Below are 25,329 nucleotides of genomic sequence, written 5' to 3' on the forward strand. Positions count from 1 at the left end.
GCGGTGGAGCGCTTGGAAGTGAGAATGCCGGTGTAAGTAGCGAAAAGACAAGTGAGAATCTTGTCCACCGAAAGCCTAAGGTTTCCTGGGGAAGGCTCGTCCTCCCAGGGTTAGTCGGGACCTAAGCTGAGGCCGAAAGGCGTAGGCGATGGACAACAGGTTGATATTCCTGTACCACCTCTGTTCCGCTTGAGCAATGGCGTGACGCAGGAGGATAGGGTGAGCGGCCTACTGGATGGCCGTCCAAGCAGTAAGTGTGGTGTGTAGGCAAATCCGCACACCGTTAAGCATGAGCTGTGATGGCGAGGGAAATATAAGTACCGAAGTCCCTGATTTCACACTGCCAAGAAAAGCGTCTAGCGAGGAACAAGGTGCCCGTACCGCAAACCGACACAGGTAGGCGAGGAGAGAATCCTAAGGTGCGCGGGATAACTCTTGCTAAGGAACTCGGCAAAATGGCCCCGTAACTTCGGGAGAAGGGGCGCCTCGGTAGGGTTAATAGCCCGAGGGGGCCGCAGTGAAAAGGCCCAAGCGACTGTTTAGCAAAAACACAGGTCTCTGCGAAGCCGCAAGGCGAAGTATAGGGGCTGACGCCTGCCCGGTGCTGGAAGGTTAAGGGGATGAGTTAGCGCAAGCGAAGCTTTGAACCGAAGCCCCAGTAAACGGCGGCCGTAACTATAACGGTCCTAAGGTAGCGAAATTCCTTGTCGGGTAAGTTCCGACCCGCACGAAAGGCGTAACGACTTGGGCGCTGTCTCGGCAAGAGACCCGGTGAAATCATAATACCTGTGAAGATGCAGGTTACCCGCGACAAGACGGAAAGACCCCATGGAGCTTTACTGTAGCCTGGTATTGGAACTTTGTGCATCATGTACAGGATAGGTGGGAAGCTGAGAAGCAGGGGCGCCAGCCTCTGTGGAGCTGTCGGTGGGATACCACCCTTGATGTACGGAGTTTCTAACTCGTCGCCCTTATCGGGCGAGAGGACCATGCCAGGTGGGCAGTTTGACTGGGGCGGTCGCCTCCTAAAAGGTAACGGAGGCGCCCAAAGGTTCCCTCAGAATGGTCGGAAATCATTCGTAGAGTGTAAAGGCAGAAGGGAGCTTGACTGCGAGACCTACAAGTCGAGCAGGGACGAAAGTCGGGCTTAGTGATCCGGTGGTTCCGCATGGAAGGGCCATCGCTCAACGGATAAAAGCTACCCTGGGGATAACAGGCTTATCTCCCCCAAGAGTCCACATCGACGGGGAGGTTTGGCACCTCGATGTCGGCTCATCGCATCCTGGGGCTGAAGTAGGTCCCAAGGGTTGGGCTGTTCGCCCATTAAAGCGGTACGCGAGCTGGGTTCAGAACGTCGTGAGACAGTTCGGTCCCTATCTGTCGCGGGCGTAGGAAGTTTGAGGAGAGCTGTCCTTAGTACGAGAGGACCGGGATGGACGCACCGCTGGTGCACCAGTTGTCACGCCAGTGGCACAGCTGGGTAGCTATGTGCGGACGGGATAAGCGCTGAAAGCATCTAAGCGTGAAGCCCCCTCCAAGATGAGACTTCCCACAGCGCAAGCTGGTAAGACCCCTCATAGACGATGAGGTTGATAGGTTCGGTGTGGAAGCGCGGTAACGCGTGGAGCTGACGAATACTAATCGGTCGAGGACTTATCCACAAATTCTTAGCAATCATGCGTATTCAGTTTTGAAGGAATGAGGCGAAAAGCTGTATTCCCGATTACTTGTAAAAGTAATGGAGAATGCAGCTTTTTTTGTATTTCCGCCAGCACCTACAAATCTGATTCAAAAAAATACGTGCTCTAATAAAAGGAGCGTGTGCACAGCCGAGATCGGCGAGTGTGGTCATTATTGTGATTCCAGTCGATTATGCTATGCTGAATGACATACAGCTTTTTCAAATGAAAGAGGGATCAATATGCTTATTCTTGCAGTGGAGGATGAAAAAGCGCTGCTTCAGACAATTGCAGGAGTCCTGACCGATGAAGGATATCAGGTGGATACGGCAGAGCGCGGAGATGACGGCTTGTTATTGGCGGAACGCGGCATCTACGATTTGTTGGTCTTGGACATTATGATGCCAGGAATGGATGGCCTTTCACTGGTGAGAACGTTACGTGCAAAAGGGATAATGACGCCAGTTTTATTTTTAACGGCAAAAGATAGCGTAGAATCGAGAGTCGAGGGATTGGATGCCGGAGCAGATGATTATTTGGTCAAGCCTTTTGCGGCCGAAGAACTGACGGCGAGAGTGAGAGCCCTCCTACGCCGACAAGGGAAACAGAACGCAGAAGGCGAGCTGGCGTACGGTCCTCTATCGCTGAAGATAAATGAATATGACGGTTTTGTTGATGATGAGCCGATGAAGCTAACAACAAAGGAGTACGAGCTGCTTAAGTACTTCCTGCAAAATCGGGAGCAAATATTGACGCGCCAACAAATTTTTGACCGCGTATGGGGAATTGATTCAGAAGCGAATTACGGAGTGGTCGATTTGTATGTCCACTATCTGCGCAAGAAGCTAGGTGCTTACGAAGGCTTCATCCGAACGATCCGCAATGTGGGCTACATTTTGAAAAAGGAAGACAAATGATGTTTCGAAAAACGAGGATTCGGCTCGTAACGTTGAACGTAGTAGTGGTGCTTCTCTTGTTGAACGGGCTGGGGAGTGCAGTCTACTACACGATGAAGTACCGTCTCTATTCGCAGGTGGACCGAGAAATGACCAAAGTCAGTCAAAGGCTGGCAGTTGATTCTTTGCCTCGTCTCCATCGGATTGAAGACGACCCTTTCCCATTCAATCGTCAGGAGAGGAAAAAGTTTAACGATCTGGATCGCCGATATGTTTTGCTTGTCTGGGATAACTTTGGGCGTGTTATCGGGACTGCATTTGGTGACCGGCTGGAGCCGGAGGAGTATGCAGAATTCCAGCATAACGGAAAAGCAGACGGAATCGAAACGAAAACTGTGAATGGACAAGTCTATCGCGTGCAGACAGTTACCGTTCCGAAAAAGGTCGTTGTAGGCAATCGGATACAGACCGCATACCAGTTTCAACTGATTTACAATCTGGCACCTGAGCAAAACATGCTGGACAGCTTGCTGTACGTTGTAATAATCGGCGACATTATCAGTATTGTCATTGCGATCGTGGCTGGGTGGTTTTTGGCGAGAAGGGCACTCATCCCGATCCAAGTCTCATGGGAAAAGCAGCAGCAGTTTATTGCCGATGCTTCTCATGAGCTGAGGACGCCGCTCACGGCCATTATGGTCAATCTGGAGAGGCTTTTTAGACACCCGGATCATACGATTGAGCAGGAAAGCGAAAAAATCATGATTGGGATGCAGGAGGCCAAGCGCTTGAGCAAACTCGTCTCGGATTTGCTCACACTAGCTCGCAGTGATTCGAACGAGCTGCAGATCATGAATCAGACGCTGCGCTTAGACGAAGTAGCGATCAAATGCACCCAGGTTTTTGCACAACTTGCTATCGCACGGGAAATTCGTCTCGAAACAGACATCCAGCAACCCATTGAGATGGTGGGGGACCAAGAACGTCTGCATCAGCTCATGGTCATCTTGCTGGACAATGCCTTGAAGTACACGAACGAAGACGGCCGGATTTATGTCTCTTGCAGAAAGGAAGGTGGTCGCGTTTCGATTCTCGTAAAAGACAGTGGGATCGGAATTTCCAAAGAGGATATTCCGTATTTGTTTGATCGCTTCTATCGGGTTGATAAAATGCGCTCCCGAGCGACAGAAGGAACAGGCTTGGGGCTTTCCATTGCCAAATGGATCGTGGATGCGCACCACGGAAAGATTCAGGTCAGCAGTGAGGTAGGTATCGGAACGAGTTTTTTGGTTACACTTCCAATAAAGCCTTAAACAGATGGAAAGAACCGTTTTCCCAACGTAGGGAATCGGTTCTTTTTTCAAATAGTGGAGCAATTCCATTTAACATACTTTTATGTTTCAAATATCTCTAAATCGAGGTAAACTATAGAAGAGAGGAGTGGCCTACTAATGAACATGACGATCACTAAAGCAGCGGTAGCATGGTTTCGGGAAGAATGGGGATGCAAAGAAGGAGATAGCATTCGTTTTTTTGTCCGGTATGGAGGCGTTAGTACGGTTCAGGATTCATTTTCGATGGGGATTGCCAAAGAGTTGCCGAATGAAATCGGCATTTCGACAGTCGAGGATGGCATCACATTTTATATGGAAAAAGATGAGCTGTGGTATATGAATGGAAGAGGGTTGATTGTCGATTATCGGCCAGAGACAGACGAAGTAGAATTTAAGCTGGACTAAGCTAGGAAAAGGATAGCTAGTAGATGAAGGGCTCCGGATATACGGGGCCTTTTTATATGTGCGAAAAAACTAAAATATCATACTTTACAAACAAAAATGTATAGTATATGATGGGTACATAAATGGAAAAAGGAGGAAGTTACATGCGTTTACTTGATTCTTACTTGGAGCTTGGCATTACGGGAATGGCACGTGCAGCTGTAGCAGGATGGTTCGATGGTCATTATGGGGCAGCTTTATTGGCAGGGTACTTCATGGATCGAGAGCACGATCTCCCTGAACATGTAAAAGAGGGCATTGAGCGGACATGCGAGTCTTTCCGCCAGCAAAAACCTGAATGGTTTGTTCCACTAGATCAAGACGAGCAAGCTGACCCCTCCTTGTTACAGCACGTCATCGATGGCCTCCAGCAAAATGTGAAGCAGCTGCGGACCTCAGGTCATGGACTAGCACTAGGTGTGTTGGCATTAAAAGCACTGCGCGAACGCCCTGATATGATCACTCCGACTGTGGTGAACGGCCTGGTCAAGATTCTCCAAGCGACGACAGAAGACAGGATAGACCGTTATTGGGGCATCGAGAATTATCATGGCATGACCATTGATGATGTCAAAGACGAAGTTGCGCCTTACCATACAACGGCAGAGATGGCAGAGCGGGCATTTGACGAGCTACATTTGGTTATACCGCCGCGTGATATTAACGGGGTACGCTATCATTTGGCGAGCGAGGTCGTCCATAACATCACACAGGCTCACGCGTTAACAGATCTGGAGCGATTCGGATATGAGGATATTGTGAAGCCTGGTATCGTAAACCATCGTCTTCAAATCTATTTGAATCGCCATGTTCCTCCGTTTACTTTGGAGGACGAGGTGAAGGAGCCAGCGTTCGAGGAAATTTTTTCACCGTTATACTGGGAAAGACAATACAGCGATCCTCATGCATTGAAGCTTCCATATGCTGCGTTGGATCTGCTAAAGCGGTTTCCGCCGGAGAAGAGAGCTCTTGCCGAGCGAAATTTGTGCAAGCTTTTGACGATTACGGATTAATACAATCACCTAAATAAAAAGAACAGGGAGGCCAAGGGGCACTCTCTGTTCTTTTTCACTTCGAATGAGTGTCGTCTACCAGGTAGGAATGACAGTCGTAGTAGACTCCCGATTTGCATAGTAGCTTTTATGCTCGATCAGGGCATTGCGAATGGCAGACTCATTGATGTCGAAACCGATTCCTGGAGTAGTCGGTACAGCCAGCATACCTGGTGCTACAAAATCGATGACAGGTGTCACGATATCTTCAGCAAAGTAGCGATGGGACGGGGATGTGTCGCCAGCAATCGTGAAGTTGCTAAGCGAAGCCATCGCGATGTTATGTGCGCGTCCAATCCCTGCCTCCAACATTCCTCCGCACCAAACAGGTACGCCGCGTGTTTCACACAGGTCATGGATCTTCTTGGCATCGGTTAGACCGCCTACGCGACCGATCTTGATGTTGATAATCCGGCAACTGCCGAGCTCGAGTGCTTTGCGGGCATCCTCCACCGTATGAATACTTTCGTCGAGGCAGATCGGCGTGTTCAGCTCCCTTTGCAAGGCCGCATGGTCAATGATGTCGTCATGAGCCAATGGCTGTTCAATCATGATCAAACCGAAGCCATCCAAAGCCTTCAGCATCTCCATGTCTGCCAGCGTATACGCAGAGTTTGCGTCTGCCATCAGTGGAACATCTGGTCCAAATGTGTTGCGGATCGCACGCATTGGCTCGACATCAAAACCCGGTTTGATTTTCACTTTGATCTTTTTGTAGCCGTCACGGATGAAGCCTTCTACGCGTTGCAGCAGTTTTTCGATGGTCGGCTCGATTCCGATACTCACACCGACGTCAATCGTCGTACGAGTTCCGCCCAATGCTTGGGAGAGGGAGAGGCCGTTCATTTTGGCGTACAAGTCCCAGACGGCACCTTCCAAAGCGGCTTTGGCCATGTGATTACGACGCATCCAGGAGAAGAGGCGGGATACGTCATCAGGATGCTCGATCTCCCGTGAAAACAGCTGCGGGATCAAATACTTTTCGAGCATGTACCAGACCGTATCGACATCTTCCTCGTTGTAAACAGGGACGTCCATCGCGACGCTTTCGCCGAAGCCGACATGGGCACCGCTGTATGCACGCACCAGAATGCATTCCTTGTGGGTTTCGACCCCCATGCTCGTCTCAAAAGGGGAATTCAACGGAATTTTGATTCGTTGCAGGTCCACGCGTTCGATTTTCATGTTCATCTCTCCTCAACCGTTCATATGGATTGTCGCTCAAACGTTTTCAGTACCGTTCTTGCCAAAATCTCGATGCCGTCTAGCAGTGCTTCTTTTTCAAAAGTCATCTGCGGATGATGAAGTCCTGGTGTCAGGCCACAGCCTAAACCAAGCATGGTCGCCCGAAGCTGTGGACGTTCTTTTGTGTAATAGTGGAAGTCTTCCGCGCCTGGTGTCTGGATCGGCGGTTCGAGCTTCTCTGCCCCCAAGGTTTGGGTAATGGCATCTGCCATGATCAGTCTTGCTTCTTCGTTCACTTCCGCTGCATAGACACGTTCTGTAATCTCGTAAGACAGCTCAACTTCATACAGACGGGAAACGTGCTGCAAAATGTGCTCGACACGGACAAAGAGGGCGTGAATGACTTCATTCGTCTGTGCCCGCAGGTCCAAGTGGAACTGCGCCGAGCCCGGAATGATATTGCTGCTTTTGCTGCCGGCGGAAAGCTGCGTCATTTTGACGGAATATGGGACGAGCGGATCGAGGTGAATGCCTTTTAACTGCTCGACAATCGCTGCGGCTACCTCGATTGCGTTGACTCCGAGATGAGGCCTTGCGCCATGAGCATCGGCACCCTTGATTTGCCCGAATACTGTACCAGCCGCCCCGTGCAAGATGGCAGAAGCAGCTGTGCCGCGCGGGATTTCCTGAATGGGACGAAGGTGGACACCGTACAGAAAATCAATATCGTCCACTACTTGCTTGTTCACCATCGCAAGTGCGCCATTTCCGCTTTCTTCTGCTGGTTGGAAAATGAGCTTCAGGCGCCCAGGGAGCTGGACGTCCATTACTTGCAATACCATCAGGACGCCCAGGGCCATGGTCATGTGCGCATCGTGTCCGCAAGAATGGTTCGCGGTAAAGACGCCGTTTACTTCTTGCCAGAGTGCATCCATGTCTGCTCGTACGCCTACAGTGAATTTTCCTGGCGTCAGATCGCCCCATTCGCCAACAACTCCCGTCACGTCGTCAAAGGTAGTGACGCGGCAATTGTGTTTTTTCAAGAAGTCAGCGATAAACGAGGTGGTCTGTACTTCCTCCCAGCTTATCTCAGGATGCTGGTGTAAATGCTCGTATAGAGAAAAAATGGCGGGCTGCAATTGTTTGATCGTTGTGCGCATGGTTCCTCCATCGGTTTGTTCGTAAGTAGTCGATATGTGAAGCGAAGGCTACGCCAATCCACTTGACGCAGCCAATTTTGTGAAAAGCTTATTTGTTACGAAACGCCGATTGTTACTGCTACAATGAGCGCGATCGAAGCGATTACGGCCCAACCAGCTAGCAGCTTCCAAATGAATTTAACCCATTTCTCATACGGAATGCCTGCAACAGCCAGATAGCCCATCAACGCAGAAGAAGTCGGGATAATGGAGTTGGTTACCGCATCACCGTATTGGAAGGCAAGAACCGCTATCTGACGTTGGATGCCGAGTAGATCCGCAATCGGCACCATGATCGGCATGGTTGTCGCTGCCTGTCCACTACCAGAAGAGATAAAGAGATTGAGAAAGGCTTGAATCACAAACATAGCCAGGACGTTAACGGCATCTGGCAAATGGCCAATCGCCGAAGTCAGACTGTTAATCATCGTATCGATAATTTTTCCGTCTTCCAGGACGACCGTGATCGCGCGGGCAAAACCGACGATCAGCGCACCAAACGTAACGGCTCTCGCACCAGCGACGAAGGAATCAAACAGTGTATTGACCGACAAACCTCCGACGAGACCAGCAACCAGCCCCATGATCAGGAAGGAAGCGGTAAGCTCTGTCAGGAACCATTCGTACTTGAAAACACCGTAAACGTTGAAGGCGAGGCCACAAACCATTACCAGGAACACGAGCTTGTGACGCGCATTCAAATCCGGGATGTCTACTGTTGCCTGTTCTTGACTTTCGTGATTCTCTACGCCGTAAAGCACACTCTTGGTCGGGTCTGCTTTGACACGATACGCATAACGCATGACGTACCAGATGGCAAAAGCAAGAACGAAGACATACACAACAGCACGGAAGGTAAGACCAGAGAAGAGCGGCAATTGCGCGAGCGACTGCGCCACCCCAACCGTAAATGGATTGATCATCCCGCCCATGAAGCCGGCTGCCGCCCCCATGGTGATCATGGCCGTACCTGTTACGGCATCGAAGCCCATTGCACGAGCCAGCGCGATACCGATTGGAACGAAGATGATGCTTTCTTCTGCCATTCCCATGGTGAAGCCACCGATGGAGAAGAGGAACATGGAAGCAGGAATGAGCAGCTTTTCCCGACCCTCCAAGTGTCGGACACCTTTATTGATCCCGGCTTCAATCGCTCCTGTCTGGCGGATGATTCCGAATACACCGCTTACAATAAAGATGTAGAAAATGATTTGCGCGCCTTTTTGCATCCCTTCTGGAATCGCTTTGAACATGTCAAAGAACGAGACCGGATCACTTTCTACAGGATGGTAGCTGCCGTTGACGACGACAGTTTTGCCTGAGGCAACGTCCTTGACGCGTTCGAACTCACCAGCCGGGAGTACGTAGGAAGCCAGGGCTGCCAAAATGATGATGATAAAGAGGATGGCATAGGTATGCGGTACAGAAAAACGTTTCTTTGCAGGTTTCAATGGATGTGTAGACATGAGGTCACCTCGCTTTTTTTTGCTTATGACAAGCAAGGGTCGTGCCAAGTGTCGAAATTTCCCGAATATAAGCGTTTTCAGTGAATTTTCATAGGCAAGGTAAGGGAATAAAATGAGCTTTAGGAATGTTTATTAGGTTTTATGCAGCCTAATACATCCTATTATTCATTGGGCGGAAGCTAAATCCGCCCGTGTTTTCGCAACAATTCGATACCCGTGGGGGTGATGGAGGTTCCTTGGCGGGTCGTTCCTGAACGAACTAAACCTTGTTGTTCCAGCAGTTTTAGCCTGTGGCGCAGTGCGCTCTCCGTCCAGCCTATGGATTGTAGTTCAGGGGAGTGCGCCAATTGATAACGCCCGACTGGTTTGTTGGATACGTAATAATGATGCAAGCAATACAAAATATCCAAGTCGCGGTTGTCGTCCAATTTAGGGATAGAAGCCGTCTGCTGCTTTTGAAACAGGCTATCCGTCAATCGTTTGGGGAGATCCTGAATGCCGATGACAGGATGCTCGCTTACCGTAATGGCATAGTCCACGACATTTTTCAGTTCGCGAATGTTCCCCCGCCAGTCATGGCGATAGAATAGCTCCATTACTTCTGGCGACCATGTTTTGCGAATGCCTTGCTGTTCCAAATGCTCATCGATGAGAAGAGGAATATCGCTGATTCTCTCGCGCAAAGCGGGAATCTGGATCGGCAGGACAGCCAAACGATAGAACAAATCCTCGCGAAAGCTTCCTTGGGAAACAGCGTCTTCCAAATCCCGATTGGTAGCAGCGATGATGCGGCAATCCACAGAAAGAATTCCCGTGCCGCCTACACGGATGACCTGCTTTTCTTGCAGCACGCGAAGCAGCTTGACCTGAATGGCCCCAGAGATGTCCCCCACCTCATCGAGAAAAATCGTCCCACCGTCCGCTTGCTCAAACAGGCCGGGCTTTCCGCCTTTTCGTGCTCCTGTAAAAGCACCGTCTTCATAGCCGAACAGCTCGCTCTCCAGCAGGTTTTCCGGCAAGGAGGCACAGTTGATTGCAACAAAGGGGCCATTTTTGCGTAGCGAGTGCTGATGAATGGCATGGGCGAACAGCTCTTTTCCCGTTCCGTTTTCGCCTGTCAGCAGGATCGTTTGATTGTTTTTTGCCATCTTTTTGCCGAGCTCGATGACTTGGAGCAGCGGTTGGCTTTGTCCTTTGATATCGGAAAAGGAGTAGGTCGCTGTATGACCGCGCAACGTAAGCGTGGTTCGCAAGCGTTGGATTTCGGTCACGTCTTTTAGCGTACAAACGAAGCCTAAATGCTCATGCCTGCGGCGGATGCTTTGACTGCTGACGATAAATTGTTTGTGATCAATGGTTACGAGGGCGTCCTCCTGATCTTCCTGCTCAAAAAAGGGCTGCAGCAAGCTGTGCTCTTTCAACACTGTGTACGGTTGTCCAACAATAGAGGATGCATGTGGACAAAACAGCTCAACTGCGACGTCGTTAATAAACGTGATCAAACCTTGTTCGTTGCAGGCGATCACGGGGTCTTTGACTGCCTGAAAGGTAGATTGCAGCTGGCTGTTGAGCTTTTGTACTTCTGCGTAGGAGGTGCCGAGCATTTTCGCGAGCTCAGACATTTCTACGATGAAGGCAGACAAATACTCGCGCTCCCATTCACTGGGCACGCCTACCTTTCGACCGGTATCAATCAGGTCATGAATGCTGATTTTGCGAAAACCGAGGTCGATCACCTCCACATGAGGAGGGAGAGGCACGTCAGGAACGCTCATAATGATGGCGTATTGAAATTCGAGATCATCAAATGTACATCCAGGGTGAAAGGGAACGTAATTTAAATGATCGACGTTCGCTTCTAATAGATTTTGGATGACCTCCTGTGCGGAAACTGGCGAATTGTTCATGACAGGGACGGTCGTCCCCGGAGGAATCTGCATCAGCGCTTTCATTTTACGCAGCTCGAAAAAACGGTTTAAAACCGTGATGGGTACGGAGTCAGCGACAGCTTGACGGGCAACTGTGTACAGCTCAGGGGATTTGGTCGTGATAAAGACATGATCGACTCCGCGCAAATCGGGAATATGCTCATGGCTGGCGTAACCGATGACTTTGCAATACGGCTCGAAATAAGCCCGCAGTTCTTTTAACAAAAATTCGAGAGTGTCCGTTCCTTTTGCAATCAAGACAATGGTGTGGTCCATGATGCACCGCCTTTGCTCAAACAATCGTGAATGTTTTGTAATCTCATGATAGCACAATGCCTGGATGTAATCGGATGGATTCGCTTGTATAGAGAGGAAAGACAAGGATTGATTTGCGGGTGGGGAAATGTGTTTTAATAGAAGTAGAAAAGCTAGAAAAGGAGCAGGAGGAATCAGCATGGAGGACAGATTGGTTCCAGAGGTGCTGCAAATGATTGGGGAAGTCGTGCCAGACGGGGTATCGATTGCGATCTCGGACGGCTCACAATATTTGTATTATCAACCGAGTTCCAATATTGATTTGAAAATTACGCCAGGGGATATCGTTCCCATAGGCTCGGCTACACACCAAGCCCTCATGGAAATGGGAAAAGTGGGGCATCAGGTGGAGAGTCGTATTTTTGGCGTGCCGTACTACGGACTCTCGCTTCCATTAGTGCGAAATGGTCAGGTCATGGGCTGTATAACCGCCATCTATCCGCCTCAAAGCGTTCCGCTCACAAACCCGGAGCCGCGGCTATCGTTTTTGGTCGGAAAGGAGGAGGACGGCTGGCTACCCATTCCGTTAACGGAGATCGTCTATATCAGCTCTCATGAAGGAAAAACGCTTTTGCATACGGCTAGTGGATCATATACGAACAAATACAACATGGCTGAACTGGAGTACTTGCTCCCGCAAGAGCGATTTGTGCGCTGTCATCGGTCGTATTTCGTCAATATGGAATCGATCGGCTTTATTCACCCACATTTTCATTCGACGTTTTTGTTGGAGATGAAGGACAAGCAAAAGACGAGAGTTCCTGTGAGTCAGTCGTACGCCAGCTCGTTTCGGCAAATGCTCGGCTTCTGAAATATCTGATAAATGAGAATGGTTCGCTGCCGTTTTTTCTTGATAGCCGCGTAAATATTCTGTTTTGTTGAAAATCGAGTGCCCGCTCAGAATCCCTGTGCTAGTGTAAAGGCAATAAAGATGGCATGGGAGGTCACAATGATGTGGGAGCGCTTACGCGATAAACGACTGGCAGATAAAATCGTGACAGCTGAGGTAGCAGCAGGATGGATTGAGGATGGCATGACGATCGGGTTAAGTGGTTTCACGCGTGCTGGTGATGCCAAGGTCGTGCCGCTCGCATTGGCTGAGCTGGCGAAAAAAGAGAACAAGCCTTTTGGCGTAAACGTATATACGGGAGCTTCACTCGGCTCCGATGTAGATGCCGTGATGGCGGAAGCGGGGATCATCAACAAGCGATTGCCTTTTCAAGCAGATCCGGTCATGCGCAAAAAAATCAACGATGGCAGCATGATGTTCGTTGATCAGCATCTGTCGCATACAGCGGAAGCGATTCGTCAGGGAGCGATAGACGCTATCGATTACGCAATTGTGGAAGCGGTTGCAATTACAGAAGAGGGCATGATCATTCCGGCTACGTCCGTGGGGAACTCCAATATTTTCGTGGAAAATGCCAAGCATGTCATCATTGAGCTGAACATGGCTCAATCGGTGGAGCTGGAAGGCATTCATGATATTTATACACCAGCGAAACAGGGAGAGCGTGAACCGATTCCGCTCACGTCCGTGGATCAGCGAATAGGCACAGCTGGAATTCCCGTCGATCCGGATAAAGTAAAAGGGATTGTCCTGACGAATCAGTTGGATTCTCCCTCGACGATTGTGGAACCGGACGAAGAAACGGCGCAGATTGCTGCACATCTGATCGAGTTTTTGCGTCAGGAGGTAAAAGAGGGACGCTTGCCGAACAATCTCGCGCCCTTGCAATCGGGAATCGGATCGGTAGCGAATGCGGTTTTCAACGGATTTTTGGATTCGGAGTTCACGGATCTGACTGTCTTCTCGGAAGTGTTGCAGGATGCGGTGTTTGATTTGCTTGATGCAGGTAAAATTTCGTTTGCCTCAGGCTGTTCGATCACGCTGACGGCTGACAAGATGAAGCATGTTACCGAAAATTTCGCCCAATACCGTGACAAGCTGCTGTTGCGTCCCCAAGAAATCACGAACCATCCGGAGCTGATTCGCCGCCTCGGTCTGATTGCGATCAATACCGCGATTGAAGCGGACATTTACGGTAACGTCAACTCGACCAATGTATCGGGTACGCGAATGATGAACGGCATCGGCGGCTCTGGTGATTTTGCTCGCAACGCACGTCTGGGTATCTTCGTAACCAAGTCGATCGCCAAAGGCGGAAACATTTCGAGCATCGTTCCGTTTGCCTCCCATGTGGATCATACCGAGCATGATGTAGATATTATCGTGACCGAGCAAGGCTTGGCTGACCTGAGAGGCTTGGCTCCGCGTCAAAGAGCCATCAAAATTATTGAGAACTGTGCGCATCCGATGTACCGCGATCAATTGATGGCGTACTACGAGGAAGCACTTACACGCGGCGGACACACCCCGCATGTACTGGAAAAGGCATTCTCCTGGCACGTGCGTTACGCGCAGGAAGGTACGATGCTTGCGAAAAAGCCAGCGTTGGTTTAGGCGATTGAATGATGAAAAAACAAACCCGCTCGGGCGTTGAAGCCTTGGCGGGTTCTCGTCTCCATTGCATTTCTGCAAGCAATCGCCGGAAGTGACGGACATGTACCGGATCAGTGGGGATTACATGACCGAACAAAAAAGAGGCTCCGCCGTATCAGGGCGAAGCCTCTTACTTTTGCGTATCGCGAAATTGCTATTTTTGCCGTACATACTGCTCGTCCTTCATGAACAGACGCCAGAAATAAATAAATCCGGGAACGAGAATCGCAAAGCCGACCAAATAACAAATGAACAGAGCGTGGAACGTATCCGGATGTGTAAAGCTGGACTCAATCGTCACATTGGGGTAGACGATGTAGGGGAGGCGCGCTGCACCGTACGCATAACTGGCGAGCAGGTATTGCGTCGTGGCGACAATGACCGCAATCCGCGGAAGATGGATGCCGAAGTATCGACGGTCTTGGGGCAGCAAGAGAGCGATATAGCTAATGAAAAAACAGACCGCAGATGCAATAAGCCACGGCAAATAGCCGAGAATGCGGTCATATAGCCATGTAGCCTCCATTTGCATCGTGAGCACAGTAACCAATGCCGCCAGCAACGTAATCGGACCCAGAATCACCGCATCCCGGCGGTAGACGGCGAAGGCTTGCTTTTCACCTGCGACAAAGGAATAGTCCGCGAGAAGCAGCGACGAGAGGAAGAGCGTACTGCTGACGGCAAGACCAATGAAAGAATAGACATGCGGGCTGGTCAAAAACAGTCCCCAATCGAGATACTCCACACCATTGATCGTTCGAGACAACCCACCCTGTGTCACAGGAAGCACGCTGATTAACAGAGCCGGCACCAATATCCCGGTAACGCCGGAGACGATGCTGAGCATCTTGTCATACTTGTAAATCAGATGTGAAAACACCATGAACGTACTGCGAATCAGCATCAATAACACCACGAGACATCCGGGAACCAGCAGCAGGCTCCCCAATGTGTAGGTCGCGCCAGGGAAAAAGGTAACGAGCGCGACAACAATTAACACGATAAAGACATTCACGACCTCCCAGGAGGGCGAGAGGTAGCGATTGGCGATTTGAGTGGCTTTGGTTTTTTCCCGATTCAAATAGATCATCGACCAAAAACCTGCACCGAAGTCGAAGGAGGCCGCAACGGAATAGATGACGACGAAAATCCAAAGCAGCGTAATGGCAATAATCGTGTCGGTCATGCAGTTCCTCCGTCCACTTTCGGCTGTTCTGGCGGATCGAGCTCCAAGGGGTGACGGCCAAAATAGCTGCGGAATACGAGCAGGGTGACGATCGCAAAAAATACGTACACGGAGAGGAAAATCCAGAACAGGGTAGAGATGCCTGCTGCTTGGGTAGCGGCATCTACTGTTTTCATCACACGATAAACCACCCACGGCTGTCGTCCTGTGCAGGCAAAAATCCAGCCGAATTCGATGCCTAACAAGGCGAGCGGTCCACTCGCGACAAATACCCAGAGTACCCAACGGGGAAACTGAGAGCGTTTCAGGAGCTTCTTCCAAGCGAAGCCGATGAAACCAACAAAGATCAACAAGCTGCCGATGATGACCATTCCGTTAAACAGCGTATGGACGTAGAGTGGAGGCCACAGCTCCTGTGGAAAATCGTTCAGACCGACCACGACCTCGTCAAAGCGATTGGCTGCAAGGAAGCTGAGCGCCCAGGGAATCTCGATGCCGTATTTGACTTCTTTCGTCTCGGGATCGGTAAAGCCGCCAATTGCGAGTGGGGCATATGCTTGTGTTTCAAACAGTCCTTCCGCAGCGGCCAGCTTTTCCGGCTGGTATTTATGCAAAAGCTGTGCAGATTCATGACCGTTCAAGGCGGTTAAAAGGGAAAAGGTGCCACCCACAATCAAACCGGCCAAGAGTGCTTTTTGATGATACAAGTAAACCCGGCTGCCTTTTTCGGCGCGCAGCATTTTCCACGCTGCTACTCCAGCGACGATGAATGCCCCCGTCATATAAGCAGAGACAGTTACATGACCTGCCGTCACGATAAAGCTGGGATTGAAAAAAGCTTTCCACGGGTCCACGTCGACGATCTGCCCATCGACCATCCGGAACCCAGTTGGCGTGCCTTCAAAGGCGTGGACATTCGTAATCAGAATCGCGGAGGCCGTTGCACCAAGCAATACCATGAACAAACTCAATAAACGCATATTGCGGGATAGGCGGTGAGCTGCGTAGACGTAGATGGACATAAATAAGGCTTCCACGAAGAAAGCGAATATTTCGATCTGAAAAGGCAGCGAGATCACCTTGCCGACAATCTCCATGAACCCGGGCCATAACAGGGAAAGCTGGACCCCAGCAATCGTTCCAGACGGGATCGCGACACCTAGCAAGATCGCCTGGGCTTTTGTCCAACGTTTAGCCATCATCTCGTAATCGCGGTCACGTGTCCGCCAAAAGAGGAGCTCTACCAGCAAGATCATGAGCGGGAGACCAACGCCCAAGGTCGCAAAAATAATGTGAAAGGCCATGGTCGTCCCGAATATGGCTCTGGTCATCACGATATCTTCCACGTTCAACTTCCTTTCTGATCGGCACCAAAAATTGTTAACGATTTCCTCGTTAATGTCCCATGAGGAGGTGGAGTTTATACGAAAAAGACCGTCACAAAAATGTGACGGTCGGGCTTGATGATAGGATAAGGACGTTTGGAAGAATTGATTATTTACGATAGAGTGGATAATCAACCTCAGTTGGTACTTGAATCAACACCAGGCGGAGCGAAGCATCCGTTGATGCTTGGTAGATGGCTGTGTTGCCTTCCTCGGAGGAGGTAACGACAAAGTCACCTTTGGTTGCTGGGGTTTGTTTCTCGCTGACAGTTGCTTTCTCCGCAACGCTTCCGTTTCCTTCCACTATGACGACTGCGTGAGCGTAACCAGCCGGGAGTTCTTTTGCATACGATTTTCCAGCGGGAATCGTGATGTCGCTCATCAAGGAATCTGTGACCAACTGAATGGGCGCAGACGATCCGATGATGTGTTTTACTTGCACGCCATCAACATCCTCAGACGGAAACTCCTCATGGTCATACTGATGGTAAGTCGGAGGTTGCTTCGTCGTTTGTGCGAGATGCGGTTCAAACCAGATTTGAAACATTTCCGTATCCTTGCCAAGTTCTTCTGCATGGTACGCGCCCGACCCGGTTTGCATGATCTGCGCGCCGCCTGTCGACACCTCTTGAAGATTTCCGAGCGTGTCCCGATGTCCGACTGTCCCTGTGAGGACATACGACAAAATTTCGAAGCCGGAGTGAGGGTGCAGCGGAATTTCAAATGTCTTCAGTGATTTTGCCCATGCCCAGTAAAAAAGTGGTCCTACCCGTTTGACAACGGAGCCTTCATGAGGGAAGCCAATTGGTTTATTCTCTACGATTTCACCGTCGCCAAAATGTCCTTTTGCTTGCTCGTTTTGTGTAAAGACGCGGATTTCCATCTGATGTTTCCTCCCTTAATACAATTGCTGGCTTACGGGTTGTGAGGAGTCACCATTAAAACAAAACGTATGCGCCTGGACCGATCAACGCCACACCAATAACAACTGTGATTAACGTCAGGTTGTATTCGAATCCGTTTTGTGTGACCCAATATCCATTTTGACCGTGTACCTTCAGAATGGCAACCAGCATTGTGAAAGCAAGCAAAATAGCACTTGGCCAGATACCTACACCTGCCGCAAACATCAGACCGCCAACGAGTTCAGACAAGCCAGCAATGAAGGCCATCGCTACGCCAGGCTTAACCCCGATGGACTCCAGCCAACCGCCTGTGCCTTTCAAACCATAACCACCAAACCAGCCAAACAACTTCTGCGCACCATGACCTGCAAACGTCAAACCGATGACCAAACGAATCAACAACAATCCAGTATCCAACACTTTTCATCTCTCCTTAATTAATTTAAATTAGTGTATCTTTATTTTGAGATATTTGTCCAAAAAGGCTGGCGGGCCTTAGAAGGATTCCGCCAGTTTTACTGCTTTTTCTACACCAGCTGCAACGATCTCAGCTGCTTTGTCTTGGAATTGGTTGTGACCTTCTACGATCACTTCTGTTACATTGCTGATGCCCCAGAAGCCCAGAACAGTGCGCATGTATTTGTTAGCCATTTCGATTTCAGCCATAGGCCCTTCGGAATAAACGCCACCGCGTGCGCTCAACAGAGCTACTTTTTTGTCGCCCATCAGACCAACTGGACCCTCAGCAGTGTATTTGAATGTTTTGCCTGCTTGGGAGAGGTAGTCTACATACGTGTGTAGAACTGCTGGAACAGCGAAGTTCCACATAGGGAATGCGATTACTACTTTGTCAGCATCAGCAAATTGGTTCAGGTATTTGTTTACCAGGTCAGCACCTTTTTGCTCTTCAGCAGTCAGTTCGATACCGTTTCCTGCTTTCCACATAGCAGTGAGCAAGTCATTGCCATAGTAAGGGAGGTTAGCTGCGAACAGATCCAATTCTGCGATTTCATCATTTGGATGTGTTTCTCTGTATGCTTTGGTGAAAGCTTCGTACAACTTTACACTTGTAGCCTGCTCAACTGGACGATCGTTTGCTTTAATAAAAAGTACTTTACTCATGAAAATTTTATTCCCCTTCCGTTTAGTAAGTCACTAACTTTTAATGTGTAAATCTTGATTTTAAGATTATTATGTTTAAGATCTTTTGTCAACACTTTTTTAAAACGATTGTGGTGGAGAGAGGGGACTGCTCATCTAATAAGTAGCCTGAGCAGTGCGTCCCAACTTCTTTAGCAATTCGATTGCCTGACGCTGTTCTTCTGGTGTGAGACCTTCCATCGCTTTCTCAATTGCGAGTTGATGAGGAGGGAAGATTTCGGACAAAAATTGGTGCCCTTTTTCTGTGAGTTCCGCAAAAATGACGCGGCGGTCTGCCGCACAGGGCTTGCGAATGAGCAGTTGCTTCTTTTCTAGCTTATCTACAACGTAGGTGATATTTCCGCTGGAGATTAATATTTTTTCGCCAATTTGCTGCAATGGTTGAGGACCTTTATGAAATAATACCTCTAGTACCCCGAATTCGGTTGGATTAAGTCCATGCTGGCGAATGTGACGATTGGAGTGAGCGGTAACCCAGTTGTATGACCTCGATAAAACTACAAAAAGATCAAGGGGATCATTTCGTAGTGGTTTGTCAGACATATGGACCCTCCTATTCATCGGAATTTCGATATCTCTAATTTAAGATAATCCTACATCTCGTATTCATATTTGTCAAATTGAGATGAAAAATAAAATGAAAAACACGCCTGTACAAACAGTTGTCTCCGTGATAAACTTTTGTTTGTAAACGAGCTGTGAAAGCGAAACAGAAGAAAGGAGGATGACCGTGGAAAAAGACATGCAGATCCTTCATCATATCCGGCAAAATCCTTTTATCACGCAACAGGAGCTGGCTGATCTGATTGGCATCTCACGCTCAGCGGTAGCTGGTTACATCGCACAGTTGACCAAACGCGGGGAAATCAAAGGACGGGCTTATGTACTTCGTGATGAAGGAATGATTGCTTGTATCGGTGGGGCCAACCTGGACCGCAAAGCACGAGGCAAGCAACAGGTGCGTCTACACTCATCCAATCCCGTAACGATTATGGAATCGTGTGGAGGGGTGGCACGGAATATCGCGGAGAACCTCGGTCGTCTTGGCTGCAATACGTCACTCATCACCAGCATTGGTGAGGACAAAGAAGGCGAATGGCTCTTGCAGGAGACGAAAAAGCACGGGGTACACATCAGCCAAGTGTGGAGACTGCCTACACAGCGGACCGGAACGTATACCGCGCTTCTCGATATTGATGGCGAGATGGTTGTTTCCTTGGCGAACATGGATATTTACGATGCTCTCACACCGGAGATGTTCGCGGAGAAATGGTCGCATATTGCAGCATCCCACGTGGTTTTCATCGATACAAACATTCCGGCGGACTGCTTGGCCTACATCATCGAACGTTGTCGGGAAGAAAACATCCTGCTCTTCGTGGACCCGGTCTCTTCCATTAAAGCAAAGAAGCTCCCACAGCAATTGGACGGAGTAGAAGCGATTTTGCCGAATCGCGAAGAAGCTGAGCTGATGGCTGGCATGAAGATCACGACGATCGAAGAATGCGCCGAGGCTTGCCGCAAGATCAGGGAACGAGGCGTCAAGCACGTCATCGTGACCTTGGGTGAAGAAGGCATTTACTATCAATCCGAGGACGTTGCGGAGCATATGCCTCCGTATCCAACGAAAGTGGTAGATGTTACGGGTGCGGGAGATGCGTTCGCGTCGGGACTCTTGTATGGCATTGTAAACGGAGAGTCTTTCCAGAGGGCGTGCCGCCTTGGATTGGCAGCATCCGCTCTGACATTGCAAACAGAGCAGTCCGTATCTCCTCTATTAAAAGCAGAACAATTGGAACTGGCTATAGAACAATTCGAAAAGGAGCGATAAGAGATGAAACAATATTTGACCTTTACTGAGGAAGTACGCCACGCACTGGAGAACAACCTGCCGGTAGTTGCTCTGGAGACGACGATTATTTCGCACGGTATGCCATATCCGCAAAACATTGAAATGGCAAAAGAAGTTGAGCAAATCATTCGCGACAACGGTGCCGTACCAGCTACGATCGGGATCATGGACGGCAAAATCAAAATCGGTTTGACTGACAGCGAGCTGGAAGAGTTTGCGACGAACAAAAATGTAGCAAAAGTAAGCCGTCGCGACTTTGCTTACATTTTGGCTAGCGGTAAAATCGGTGCGACTACAGTAGCCGCTACTATGATCGCAGCTGAGATGGCTGGCATCCACATGTTTGCAACTGGCGGTATCGGCGGGGTACACCGTGAAGGCGAAATCACTTGGGACGTATCTGCTGACCTGACTGAGCTGGCGCAAACAGATGTAGCTGTAGTATGCGCAGGCGCGAAATCGATCCTCGATATCGGCCGCACCCTCGAGTATTTGGAAACGCAAGGTGTACCAGTTGTGGGCTACCGCACAGATGAATTCCCATCCTTCTTCGCTCGCGAAAGTGGATTTGGCGTAGACATGCGCATCGATACACCGGAAGAAGTCGGTAAGATGATGAACACCAAATGGGATCTGGGACTCAAAGGCGGTATGATTATCGCGAACCCAGTACCAGAATCCGATGCATTAAACTACCAAGAAATCGAGGCTGTGATCCAAAAAGCTCTCGCAGAAGCAAAAGAAAACAACATTGCAGGTAAACAGGTAACGCCATTCATGCTTGATAAAGTGAAAAAGCTGACAGAAGGCAAGAGCTTGGCAACGAACATCGCACTGGTAAAACATAATGCTGAAGTAGCTGCAAAAATCGCGGCAGCTTATCAGAAAGAAGCGAACCAAGGTAAATAAGAGAGAGCGAACAACAAAATAGTCAAAGAAAAACGAGCCTCTAGAATCGCTTCTAGGGCTCGTTTCGTTTATTTTACTCATTCCCACCAATGTTGCATTCCACGGATTCCAACGTCCCACAGCTTAGCATTTCCGGAAACGATAATGGTAATTTCGTTTACCTCGTTAAAAGGCATCTCCCTTAAAGCCTCTGCCCCTTGATAGGATTGTTCGTTTAACGGAGATAGTTCTTGTCCATCTACGATGATTTTGGCTTCACCCTTAGAGTCTCCATTGTCGGGAATGCCGAAATAGAAATAAAGCCAGACATTTTTTTGGTTCCCCAGAATATAGTTGTATGTTTTGGTTGATTCCCCTTCACTGCTATACACGTTCATTTTCGGCTCTATTCGCTCACCTGCTACCGTGAAACTTGGGAGGTTCTCAGTCATAGGTGTAGTTCCTGTCACTTCTTTCATAACCGTTAATGACTGAATAGGGCCTTCTCTTTTTTTGATGATTTCAGAGACCACCATGACTCCAATTATAAGGACAACAATAGATAGAGCAGAAGCCATGAGCTTTTTATAAGAAATTTTTGAAGAAAATCCAACTCGATAGGCAACATAACCAATCGCTGCACCTAATGTATTGGATATAACATCATCTACATCAAAACTACCGAGATAAGTTAAAGCCTGAAGAGTTTCTAGAACGAGAATCGTTAAGACAAACAAGGATATGAACTTCCCAAATCTTACACGATACAACAGGGGAAATAGTACTCCAAAAGGGATAAAAGCAACAATATTCCCAAAATCAACCAACCACATTAAAGTTAGATCTGGAAATAGAAGTGGTACTCCTTCTGGAACAAGTAAAAATGTATATCCATCTACACTGGTTGCACCGCCGAGCCTGTTAAACGCAAAGAACATAAAAAATAAAATTAAAATCGTATAGCATATGGTGCCAACTAAGATGATTTTCCGTGATTTCGTTTCCATCATTTCAATCTCCTTAAAGCCATTTGTGTCTGAATGATTTTACTCTGAATTAATACGTGAGTGATTAGCTGTTAGTCACATCCTTCATTTAACACAAGAAATGTTGTGGCCTAGGCCGAAGCGCAGTTGTTGATAACATTGTGAACGCTGCTTCAAGGAGGAATAATCATGGAAGTAATGCCTCTTTGAGTTAACCTGCAAACGGTGTAAAGCTGGGGGAAGACAATTGCTGTAAAGAAGTACTGCCATATGTTTGGAAGGAGACCGCCCGAACGAAGTAAGGAAAAAGGCGACTGGAAAACATGTGGTAGGGCTTCGTCCGGCAGAATAGCTGGATAACAACTAAGCATTTTCCCTGTGTTTTCAGCACGTAAAGCCTATTTAGAAAAAAATTGAAAAAAGCACTTGATATACCCTGAGGGGGTATTGTATAGTAAAGGTGTGATCAGGAAACAACGTAAGGGAAACGATACGAAAAAATATACCCCTCAAGGGTATTTGGAGGGATTAAAATGAGTGTGAAAACAGCAGAGGCAACAGTCGCAATCTCAGGGATGACTTGCGCAGCTTGTGCACTGCGCATCGAAAAGGGCTTGGGAAAAATGGAGGGAGTGGAGACCGCCAACGTCAATCTGGCTTTGGAAAAATCCACAGTTGTGTTCGATCCAACGAAAACGAACATCGACGACATCCGCTCCAAAATTGAGTCGCTCGGCTATGGCGTCGTCACTGACAAGGTGGAGCTAAACATCTCGGGAATGACATGTGCGGCTTGCTCCACACGGATCGAAAAAGGCTTGAACAAAACAGCTGGGGTTCTGAAGGCAAACGTGAACCTGGCGATGGAAACAGCCACTGTCGAGTACGATTCATCACAGGTAAGTGTGGCGGACATTATTCAAAAGGTAGAAAAGCTAGGGTATCAGGCGACTCGCAAGGAAGAAGGAAAAGAAGAAGAAAAAGTAGATCGTCGCCAGGAAGAAATCAAGCGTCAGACCCGCAAGTTCTGGATTTCCGCGATTCTGTCGCTCCCGCTGCTCTGGTCGATGGTGAGCCACTTTTCCTTCACCTCGTTTATCTGGCTGCCTGAAATCTTGATGAATCCGTGGGTACAGCTCGCATTGGCAACACCCGTACAATTCTTCATCGGAGCACAGTTTTACGTGGGAGCTTTCAAAGCCCTTCGCAACAAGAGTGCCAACATGGATGTGCTGGTTGCTCTCGGTACCTCAGCTGCTTATTTCTACAGTTTATGGGTCGCGATCGACTCCATCGGTGCTCATGGCGGCCACATGCTGGAGCTGTACTTTGAGACCAGTGCGGTACTGATCACATTGATCGTCTTGGGTAAACTGTTTGAGATGAAAGCAAAAGGCCGCTCTTCGGAAGCGATCCGCAAGCTGATGGGCTTGCAAGCAAAAACAGCAGTAGTCGTACGGGATGGCGTCGAAATGACCATTCCTGTAGAAGAAGTGAGACTGGGCGACGTCGTTCACGTGAAACCGGGCGACAAAGTACCTGTCGATGGCATCGTCATGGAAGGACAGTCCGCAGTTGATGAATCGATGCTGACTGGTGAAAGTATTCCGGTGGATAAAGCCGCAGGCGATACCGTCATCGGCGCCACTTTGAACAAAAACGGCTTTTTGAAAGTCCAGGCAACCAAAGTAGGAAAAGAAACGGCTCTGGCGCAAATCATTAAAGTAGTGGAAGAAGCACAAGGAACAAAAGCACCGATTCAGCGCGTAGCTGACAGCATCTCCGGGATTTTTGTCCCAATCGTAGTAGGGATTGCCATTCTTACCTTCCTGATCTGGTACTTCTTCGTTATACCTGGCAACTTCGGCGAGGCTTTGGAAAAAGCCATTGCTGTACTCGTAATCGCTTGCCCTTGCGCCCTCGGTTTGGCAACACCGACCTCGATCATGGCAGGCTCTGGACGCGCAGCTGAGCTGGGCATCCTGTTCAAAGGCGGGGAGCATCTGGAGACTGCTCACCACCTGGATACGATCGTCCTCGATAAAACAGGGACTGTAACCAAAGGCGAGCCAGAACTGACAGACGTCATTGCCATTGATATCGAAGAACAAGAGCTACTCTCTTTGGTCGGTGCCGCTGAGAAAAATTCCGAGCACCCATTGGCTCAAGCCATCGTTCGCGGAATTGCAGATAAAGGAATCGCCTTGACTGATACAGGTTCGTTTGAAGCTATTCCAGGTTTCGGTATCCGGGCAACCGTTGCTGGCAAAGAAGTACTCGTCGGTACCCGCCGCTTGCTGGAAAAACATCAAATTTCGTACGAAGCAGTGTCTGATACCATGCTGGCACTGGAGCGCTCCGGTAAAACGGCGATGCTCGCAGTCGTCGAAGGCAAGCTCGCTGGCTTGATTGCCGTAGCGGATACGATCAAACCAACCTCCAAGCAAGCTGTTCAGCGCATGAAAGCAATGGGATTGACTGTGATCATGATGACCGGTGACAACCGTCAAACTGCTGAGGCCATTGCCCGTGAAGCAGGAATCGATCACGTCATCGCAGAAGTCCTGCCTGAAGGCAAAGCCGCAGAAGTGAAAAAACTGCAAGAACAAGGCAAAAAAGTTGCGATGGTCGGCGATGGAATCAACGATGCTCCTGCACTCGCTACCGCTGACGTTGGTATGGCAATCGGTACAGGTACAGATGTGGCTATGGAAGCAGCTGATATTACCCTGATGCGTGGCGAACTGACCAGTGTCGCAGACGCCATCGAGATGAGCAAACTCACCATCCGCAACATCAAGCAAAACCTGTTCTGGGCATTGGCCTACAACACTTTGGGCATCCCAATTGCCGCAATCGGCTTCCTCGCTCCATGGCTTGCCGGTGCCGCAATGGCCTTCAGCTCCGTATCCGTTGTACTCAACGCATTGAGACTGCAACGAGTGAAGCTGTAACAACAGTAACA

At 49.1% G+C, this 25,329-nt stretch carries 20 protein-coding genes and 1 rRNA gene (1 of these 21 only partly in view); 10 read left to right on the forward strand and 11 right to left on the reverse strand.

Annotation, left to right across the window (positions count from 1 at the left end):
- The 5 genes from ACKKE8_RS02440 to ACKKE8_RS02460 all read left to right on the forward strand — a co-directional run.
- A 23S ribosomal RNA gene (locus tag ACKKE8_RS02440) occupies nucleotides 1-1,661 on the forward strand (it extends 1,268 nt beyond the left edge of the window).
- 260 nt (nucleotides 1,662-1,921) lie between these two features.
- Nucleotides 1,922-2,596: a response regulator transcription factor gene (locus ACKKE8_RS02445; RefSeq protein WP_007728963.1), complete on the forward strand. Its 675-nt coding sequence runs from the start codon at nucleotides 1,922-1,924 to the stop codon at nucleotides 2,594-2,596.
- A complete protein-coding gene (locus ACKKE8_RS02450) occupies nucleotides 2,593-3,888 on the forward strand; it encodes a sensor histidine kinase (RefSeq protein WP_409176772.1) in 1,296 nt (431 codons plus the stop codon). Before ACKKE8_RS02445 ends, ACKKE8_RS02450 begins: the two co-directional genes overlap by 4 nt.
- A gap of 138 nt (nucleotides 3,889-4,026) precedes the next feature.
- The gene (locus tag ACKKE8_RS02455) at nucleotides 4,027-4,314 is read left to right on the forward strand and encodes a HesB/YadR/YfhF family protein (protein ID WP_007728959.1); all 288 of its coding nucleotides are present in this window, start codon (nucleotides 4,027-4,029) and stop codon (nucleotides 4,312-4,314) included.
- Nucleotides 4,315-4,457: 143 nt separating this feature from the next.
- Complete coding sequence (locus ACKKE8_RS02460; protein WP_409176773.1) at nucleotides 4,458-5,366, forward strand: hypothetical protein; 909 nt, start codon at nucleotides 4,458-4,460, stop codon at nucleotides 5,364-5,366.
- A gap of 75 nt (nucleotides 5,367-5,441) precedes the next feature.
- On the opposite strand, the gene menC is transcribed toward ACKKE8_RS02460, so the two are convergent.
- The 4 genes from menC to ACKKE8_RS02480 form a co-directional block, all read right to left on the reverse strand.
- On the reverse strand, nucleotides 5,442-6,590 hold the full coding sequence (gene menC, locus ACKKE8_RS02465) for an o-succinylbenzoate synthase (protein ID WP_409176774.1): 1,149 nt from the start codon (nucleotides 6,588-6,590) through the stop codon (nucleotides 5,442-5,444).
- 20 nt (nucleotides 6,591-6,610) lie between these two features.
- Complete coding sequence (locus ACKKE8_RS02470; RefSeq protein ID WP_409176775.1) at nucleotides 6,611-7,750, reverse strand: M20 peptidase aminoacylase family protein; 1,140 nt, start codon at nucleotides 7,748-7,750, stop codon at nucleotides 6,611-6,613.
- A gap of 95 nt (nucleotides 7,751-7,845) precedes the next feature.
- Nucleotides 7,846-9,255: a YfcC family protein gene (locus ACKKE8_RS02475; RefSeq protein ID WP_409176776.1), complete on the reverse strand. Its 1,410-nt coding sequence runs from the start codon at nucleotides 9,253-9,255 to the stop codon at nucleotides 7,846-7,848.
- Nucleotides 9,256-9,434: 179 nt separating this feature from the next.
- Nucleotides 9,435-11,459: a sigma 54-interacting transcriptional regulator gene (locus ACKKE8_RS02480; protein WP_409176777.1), complete on the reverse strand. Its 2,025-nt coding sequence runs from the start codon at nucleotides 11,457-11,459 to the stop codon at nucleotides 9,435-9,437.
- A 178-nt stretch (nucleotides 11,460-11,637) separates the two neighbouring features.
- Here ACKKE8_RS02480 and ACKKE8_RS02485 point away from each other — a divergent pair, with 178 nt between their 5' ends.
- Entirely contained in the window at nucleotides 11,638-12,309 is a 672-nt protein-coding gene (locus ACKKE8_RS02485; RefSeq protein ID WP_409176778.1) for a LytTR family DNA-binding domain-containing protein, read from the forward strand.
- Between the two features lie 141 nt (nucleotides 12,310-12,450).
- Complete coding sequence (locus ACKKE8_RS02490; RefSeq protein WP_409179061.1) at nucleotides 12,451-13,962, forward strand: acetyl-CoA hydrolase/transferase family protein; 1,512 nt, start codon at nucleotides 12,451-12,453, stop codon at nucleotides 13,960-13,962.
- 193 nt (nucleotides 13,963-14,155) lie between these two features.
- Here ACKKE8_RS02490 and ACKKE8_RS02495 read toward each other — a convergent pair whose 3' ends face one another.
- The 6 genes from ACKKE8_RS02495 to ACKKE8_RS02520 form a co-directional block, all read right to left on the reverse strand.
- Entirely contained in the window at nucleotides 14,156-15,187 is a 1,032-nt protein-coding gene (locus ACKKE8_RS02495; protein WP_409176779.1) for a cytochrome d ubiquinol oxidase subunit II, read from the reverse strand.
- Nucleotides 15,184-16,518 (reverse strand): cytochrome ubiquinol oxidase subunit I, encoded by a 1,335-nt coding sequence (locus tag ACKKE8_RS02500; RefSeq protein WP_409179062.1) that lies wholly within the window; start codon nucleotides 16,516-16,518, stop codon nucleotides 15,184-15,186. The genes ACKKE8_RS02495 and ACKKE8_RS02500 overlap by 4 nt, the downstream gene beginning before the upstream one ends.
- Nucleotides 16,519-16,681: 163 nt before the next feature.
- Nucleotides 16,682-17,455, reverse strand: coding sequence for a pirin family protein (locus ACKKE8_RS02505; protein WP_409176780.1), 774 nt, complete (start codon nucleotides 17,453-17,455; stop codon nucleotides 16,682-16,684).
- Nucleotides 17,456-17,510: 55 nt separating this feature from the next.
- Entirely contained in the window at nucleotides 17,511-17,897 is a 387-nt protein-coding gene (locus tag ACKKE8_RS02510; protein WP_409176781.1) for a DoxX family protein, read from the reverse strand.
- Nucleotides 17,898-17,972: 75 nt separating this feature from the next.
- The gene (locus ACKKE8_RS02515) at nucleotides 17,973-18,599 is read right to left on the reverse strand and encodes an FMN-dependent NADH-azoreductase (RefSeq protein ID WP_409176782.1); all 627 of its coding nucleotides are present in this window, start codon (nucleotides 18,597-18,599) and stop codon (nucleotides 17,973-17,975) included.
- A gap of 135 nt (nucleotides 18,600-18,734) precedes the next feature.
- Nucleotides 18,735-19,181 (reverse strand): MarR family winged helix-turn-helix transcriptional regulator, encoded by a 447-nt coding sequence (locus ACKKE8_RS02520; protein ID WP_409176783.1) that lies wholly within the window; start codon nucleotides 19,179-19,181, stop codon nucleotides 18,735-18,737.
- Between the two features lie 187 nt (nucleotides 19,182-19,368).
- Between ACKKE8_RS02520 and ACKKE8_RS02525 the strand changes: the two genes are divergently transcribed.
- Complete coding sequence (locus tag ACKKE8_RS02525) at nucleotides 19,369-20,469, forward strand: carbohydrate kinase (RefSeq protein WP_409176784.1); 1,101 nt, start codon at nucleotides 19,369-19,371, stop codon at nucleotides 20,467-20,469.
- 3 nt (nucleotides 20,470-20,472) lie between these two features.
- A complete protein-coding gene (locus ACKKE8_RS02530; protein WP_409176785.1) occupies nucleotides 20,473-21,399 on the forward strand; it encodes a pseudouridine-5'-phosphate glycosidase in 927 nt (308 codons plus the stop codon).
- Nucleotides 21,400-21,476: 77 nt separating this feature from the next.
- Here the strand turns inward: ACKKE8_RS02530 and ACKKE8_RS02535 are convergent, their stop codons facing one another.
- Nucleotides 21,477-22,388, reverse strand: coding sequence for a VanZ family protein (locus tag ACKKE8_RS02535; RefSeq protein WP_409176786.1), 912 nt, complete (start codon nucleotides 22,386-22,388; stop codon nucleotides 21,477-21,479).
- Nucleotides 22,389-22,897: 509 nt separating this feature from the next.
- Here ACKKE8_RS02535 and ACKKE8_RS02540 point away from each other — a divergent pair.
- Nucleotides 22,898-25,318, forward strand: a complete 2,421-nt coding sequence (locus ACKKE8_RS02540) for a heavy metal translocating P-type ATPase (protein WP_409176787.1) — start codon at nucleotides 22,898-22,900, stop codon at nucleotides 25,316-25,318.
- Nucleotides 25,319-25,329 lie beyond the last annotated feature (11 nt).

The organism is Brevibacillus fortis, assembly GCF_046196545.1.
Lineage (GTDB): Bacteria > Bacillota > Bacilli > Brevibacillales > Brevibacillaceae > Brevibacillus > Brevibacillus fortis_A.

Bases quoted from the DNA above. Each gene is read 5' to 3' on its own strand.
- ACKKE8_RS02460 (WP_409176773.1), top strand. From the start codon at position 4,458: ATGCGTTTACTTGATTCTTACTTGGAGCTTGGCATTACGGGAATGGCA.
- ACKKE8_RS02530 (WP_409176785.1), top strand. From the start codon at position 20,473: ATGAAACAATATTTGACCTTTACTGAGGAAGTACGCCACGCACTGGAG.
- ACKKE8_RS02475 (WP_409176776.1), bottom strand. From the start codon at position 9,255: ATGTCTACACATCCATTGAAACCTGCAAAGAAACGTTTTTCTGTACCG.
- ACKKE8_RS02455 (WP_007728959.1), top strand. From the start codon at position 4,027: ATGAACATGACGATCACTAAAGCAGCGGTAGCATGGTTTCGGGAAGAA.
- ACKKE8_RS02470 (WP_409176775.1), bottom strand. From the start codon at position 7,750: ATGCGCACAACGATCAAACAATTGCAGCCCGCCATTTTTTCTCTATAC.
- ACKKE8_RS02490 (WP_409179061.1), top strand. From the start codon at position 12,451: ATGTGGGAGCGCTTACGCGATAAACGACTGGCAGATAAAATCGTGACA.
- ACKKE8_RS02520 (WP_409176783.1), bottom strand. From the start codon at position 19,181: ATGTCTGACAAACCACTACGAAATGATCCCCTTGATCTTTTTGTAGTT.
- ACKKE8_RS02505 (WP_409176780.1), bottom strand. From the start codon at position 17,455: ATGGAAATCCGCGTCTTTACACAAAACGAGCAAGCAAAAGGACATTTT.
- ACKKE8_RS02540 (WP_409176787.1), top strand. From the start codon at position 22,898: ATGAGTGTGAAAACAGCAGAGGCAACAGTCGCAATCTCAGGGATGACT.
- ACKKE8_RS02445 (WP_007728963.1), top strand. From the start codon at position 1,922: ATGCTTATTCTTGCAGTGGAGGATGAAAAAGCGCTGCTTCAGACAATT.
- menC (WP_409176774.1), bottom strand. From the start codon at position 6,590: ATGAAAATCGAACGCGTGGACCTGCAACGAATCAAAATTCCGTTGAAT.
- ACKKE8_RS02535 (WP_409176786.1), bottom strand. From the start codon at position 22,388: ATGATGGAAACGAAATCACGGAAAATCATCTTAGTTGGCACCATATGC.
- ACKKE8_RS02450 (WP_409176772.1), top strand. From the start codon at position 2,593: ATGATGTTTCGAAAAACGAGGATTCGGCTCGTAACGTTGAACGTAGTA.
- ACKKE8_RS02485 (WP_409176778.1), top strand. From the start codon at position 11,638: ATGGAGGACAGATTGGTTCCAGAGGTGCTGCAAATGATTGGGGAAGTC.
- ACKKE8_RS02495 (WP_409176779.1), bottom strand. From the start codon at position 15,187: ATGACCGACACGATTATTGCCATTACGCTGCTTTGGATTTTCGTCGTC.
- ACKKE8_RS02480 (WP_409176777.1), bottom strand. From the start codon at position 11,459: ATGGACCACACCATTGTCTTGATTGCAAAAGGAACGGACACTCTCGAA.
- ACKKE8_RS02515 (WP_409176782.1), bottom strand. From the start codon at position 18,599: ATGAGTAAAGTACTTTTTATTAAAGCAAACGATCGTCCAGTTGAGCAG.
- ACKKE8_RS02500 (WP_409179062.1), bottom strand. From the start codon at position 16,518: ATGACCAGAGCCATATTCGGGACGACCATGGCCTTTCACATTATTTTT.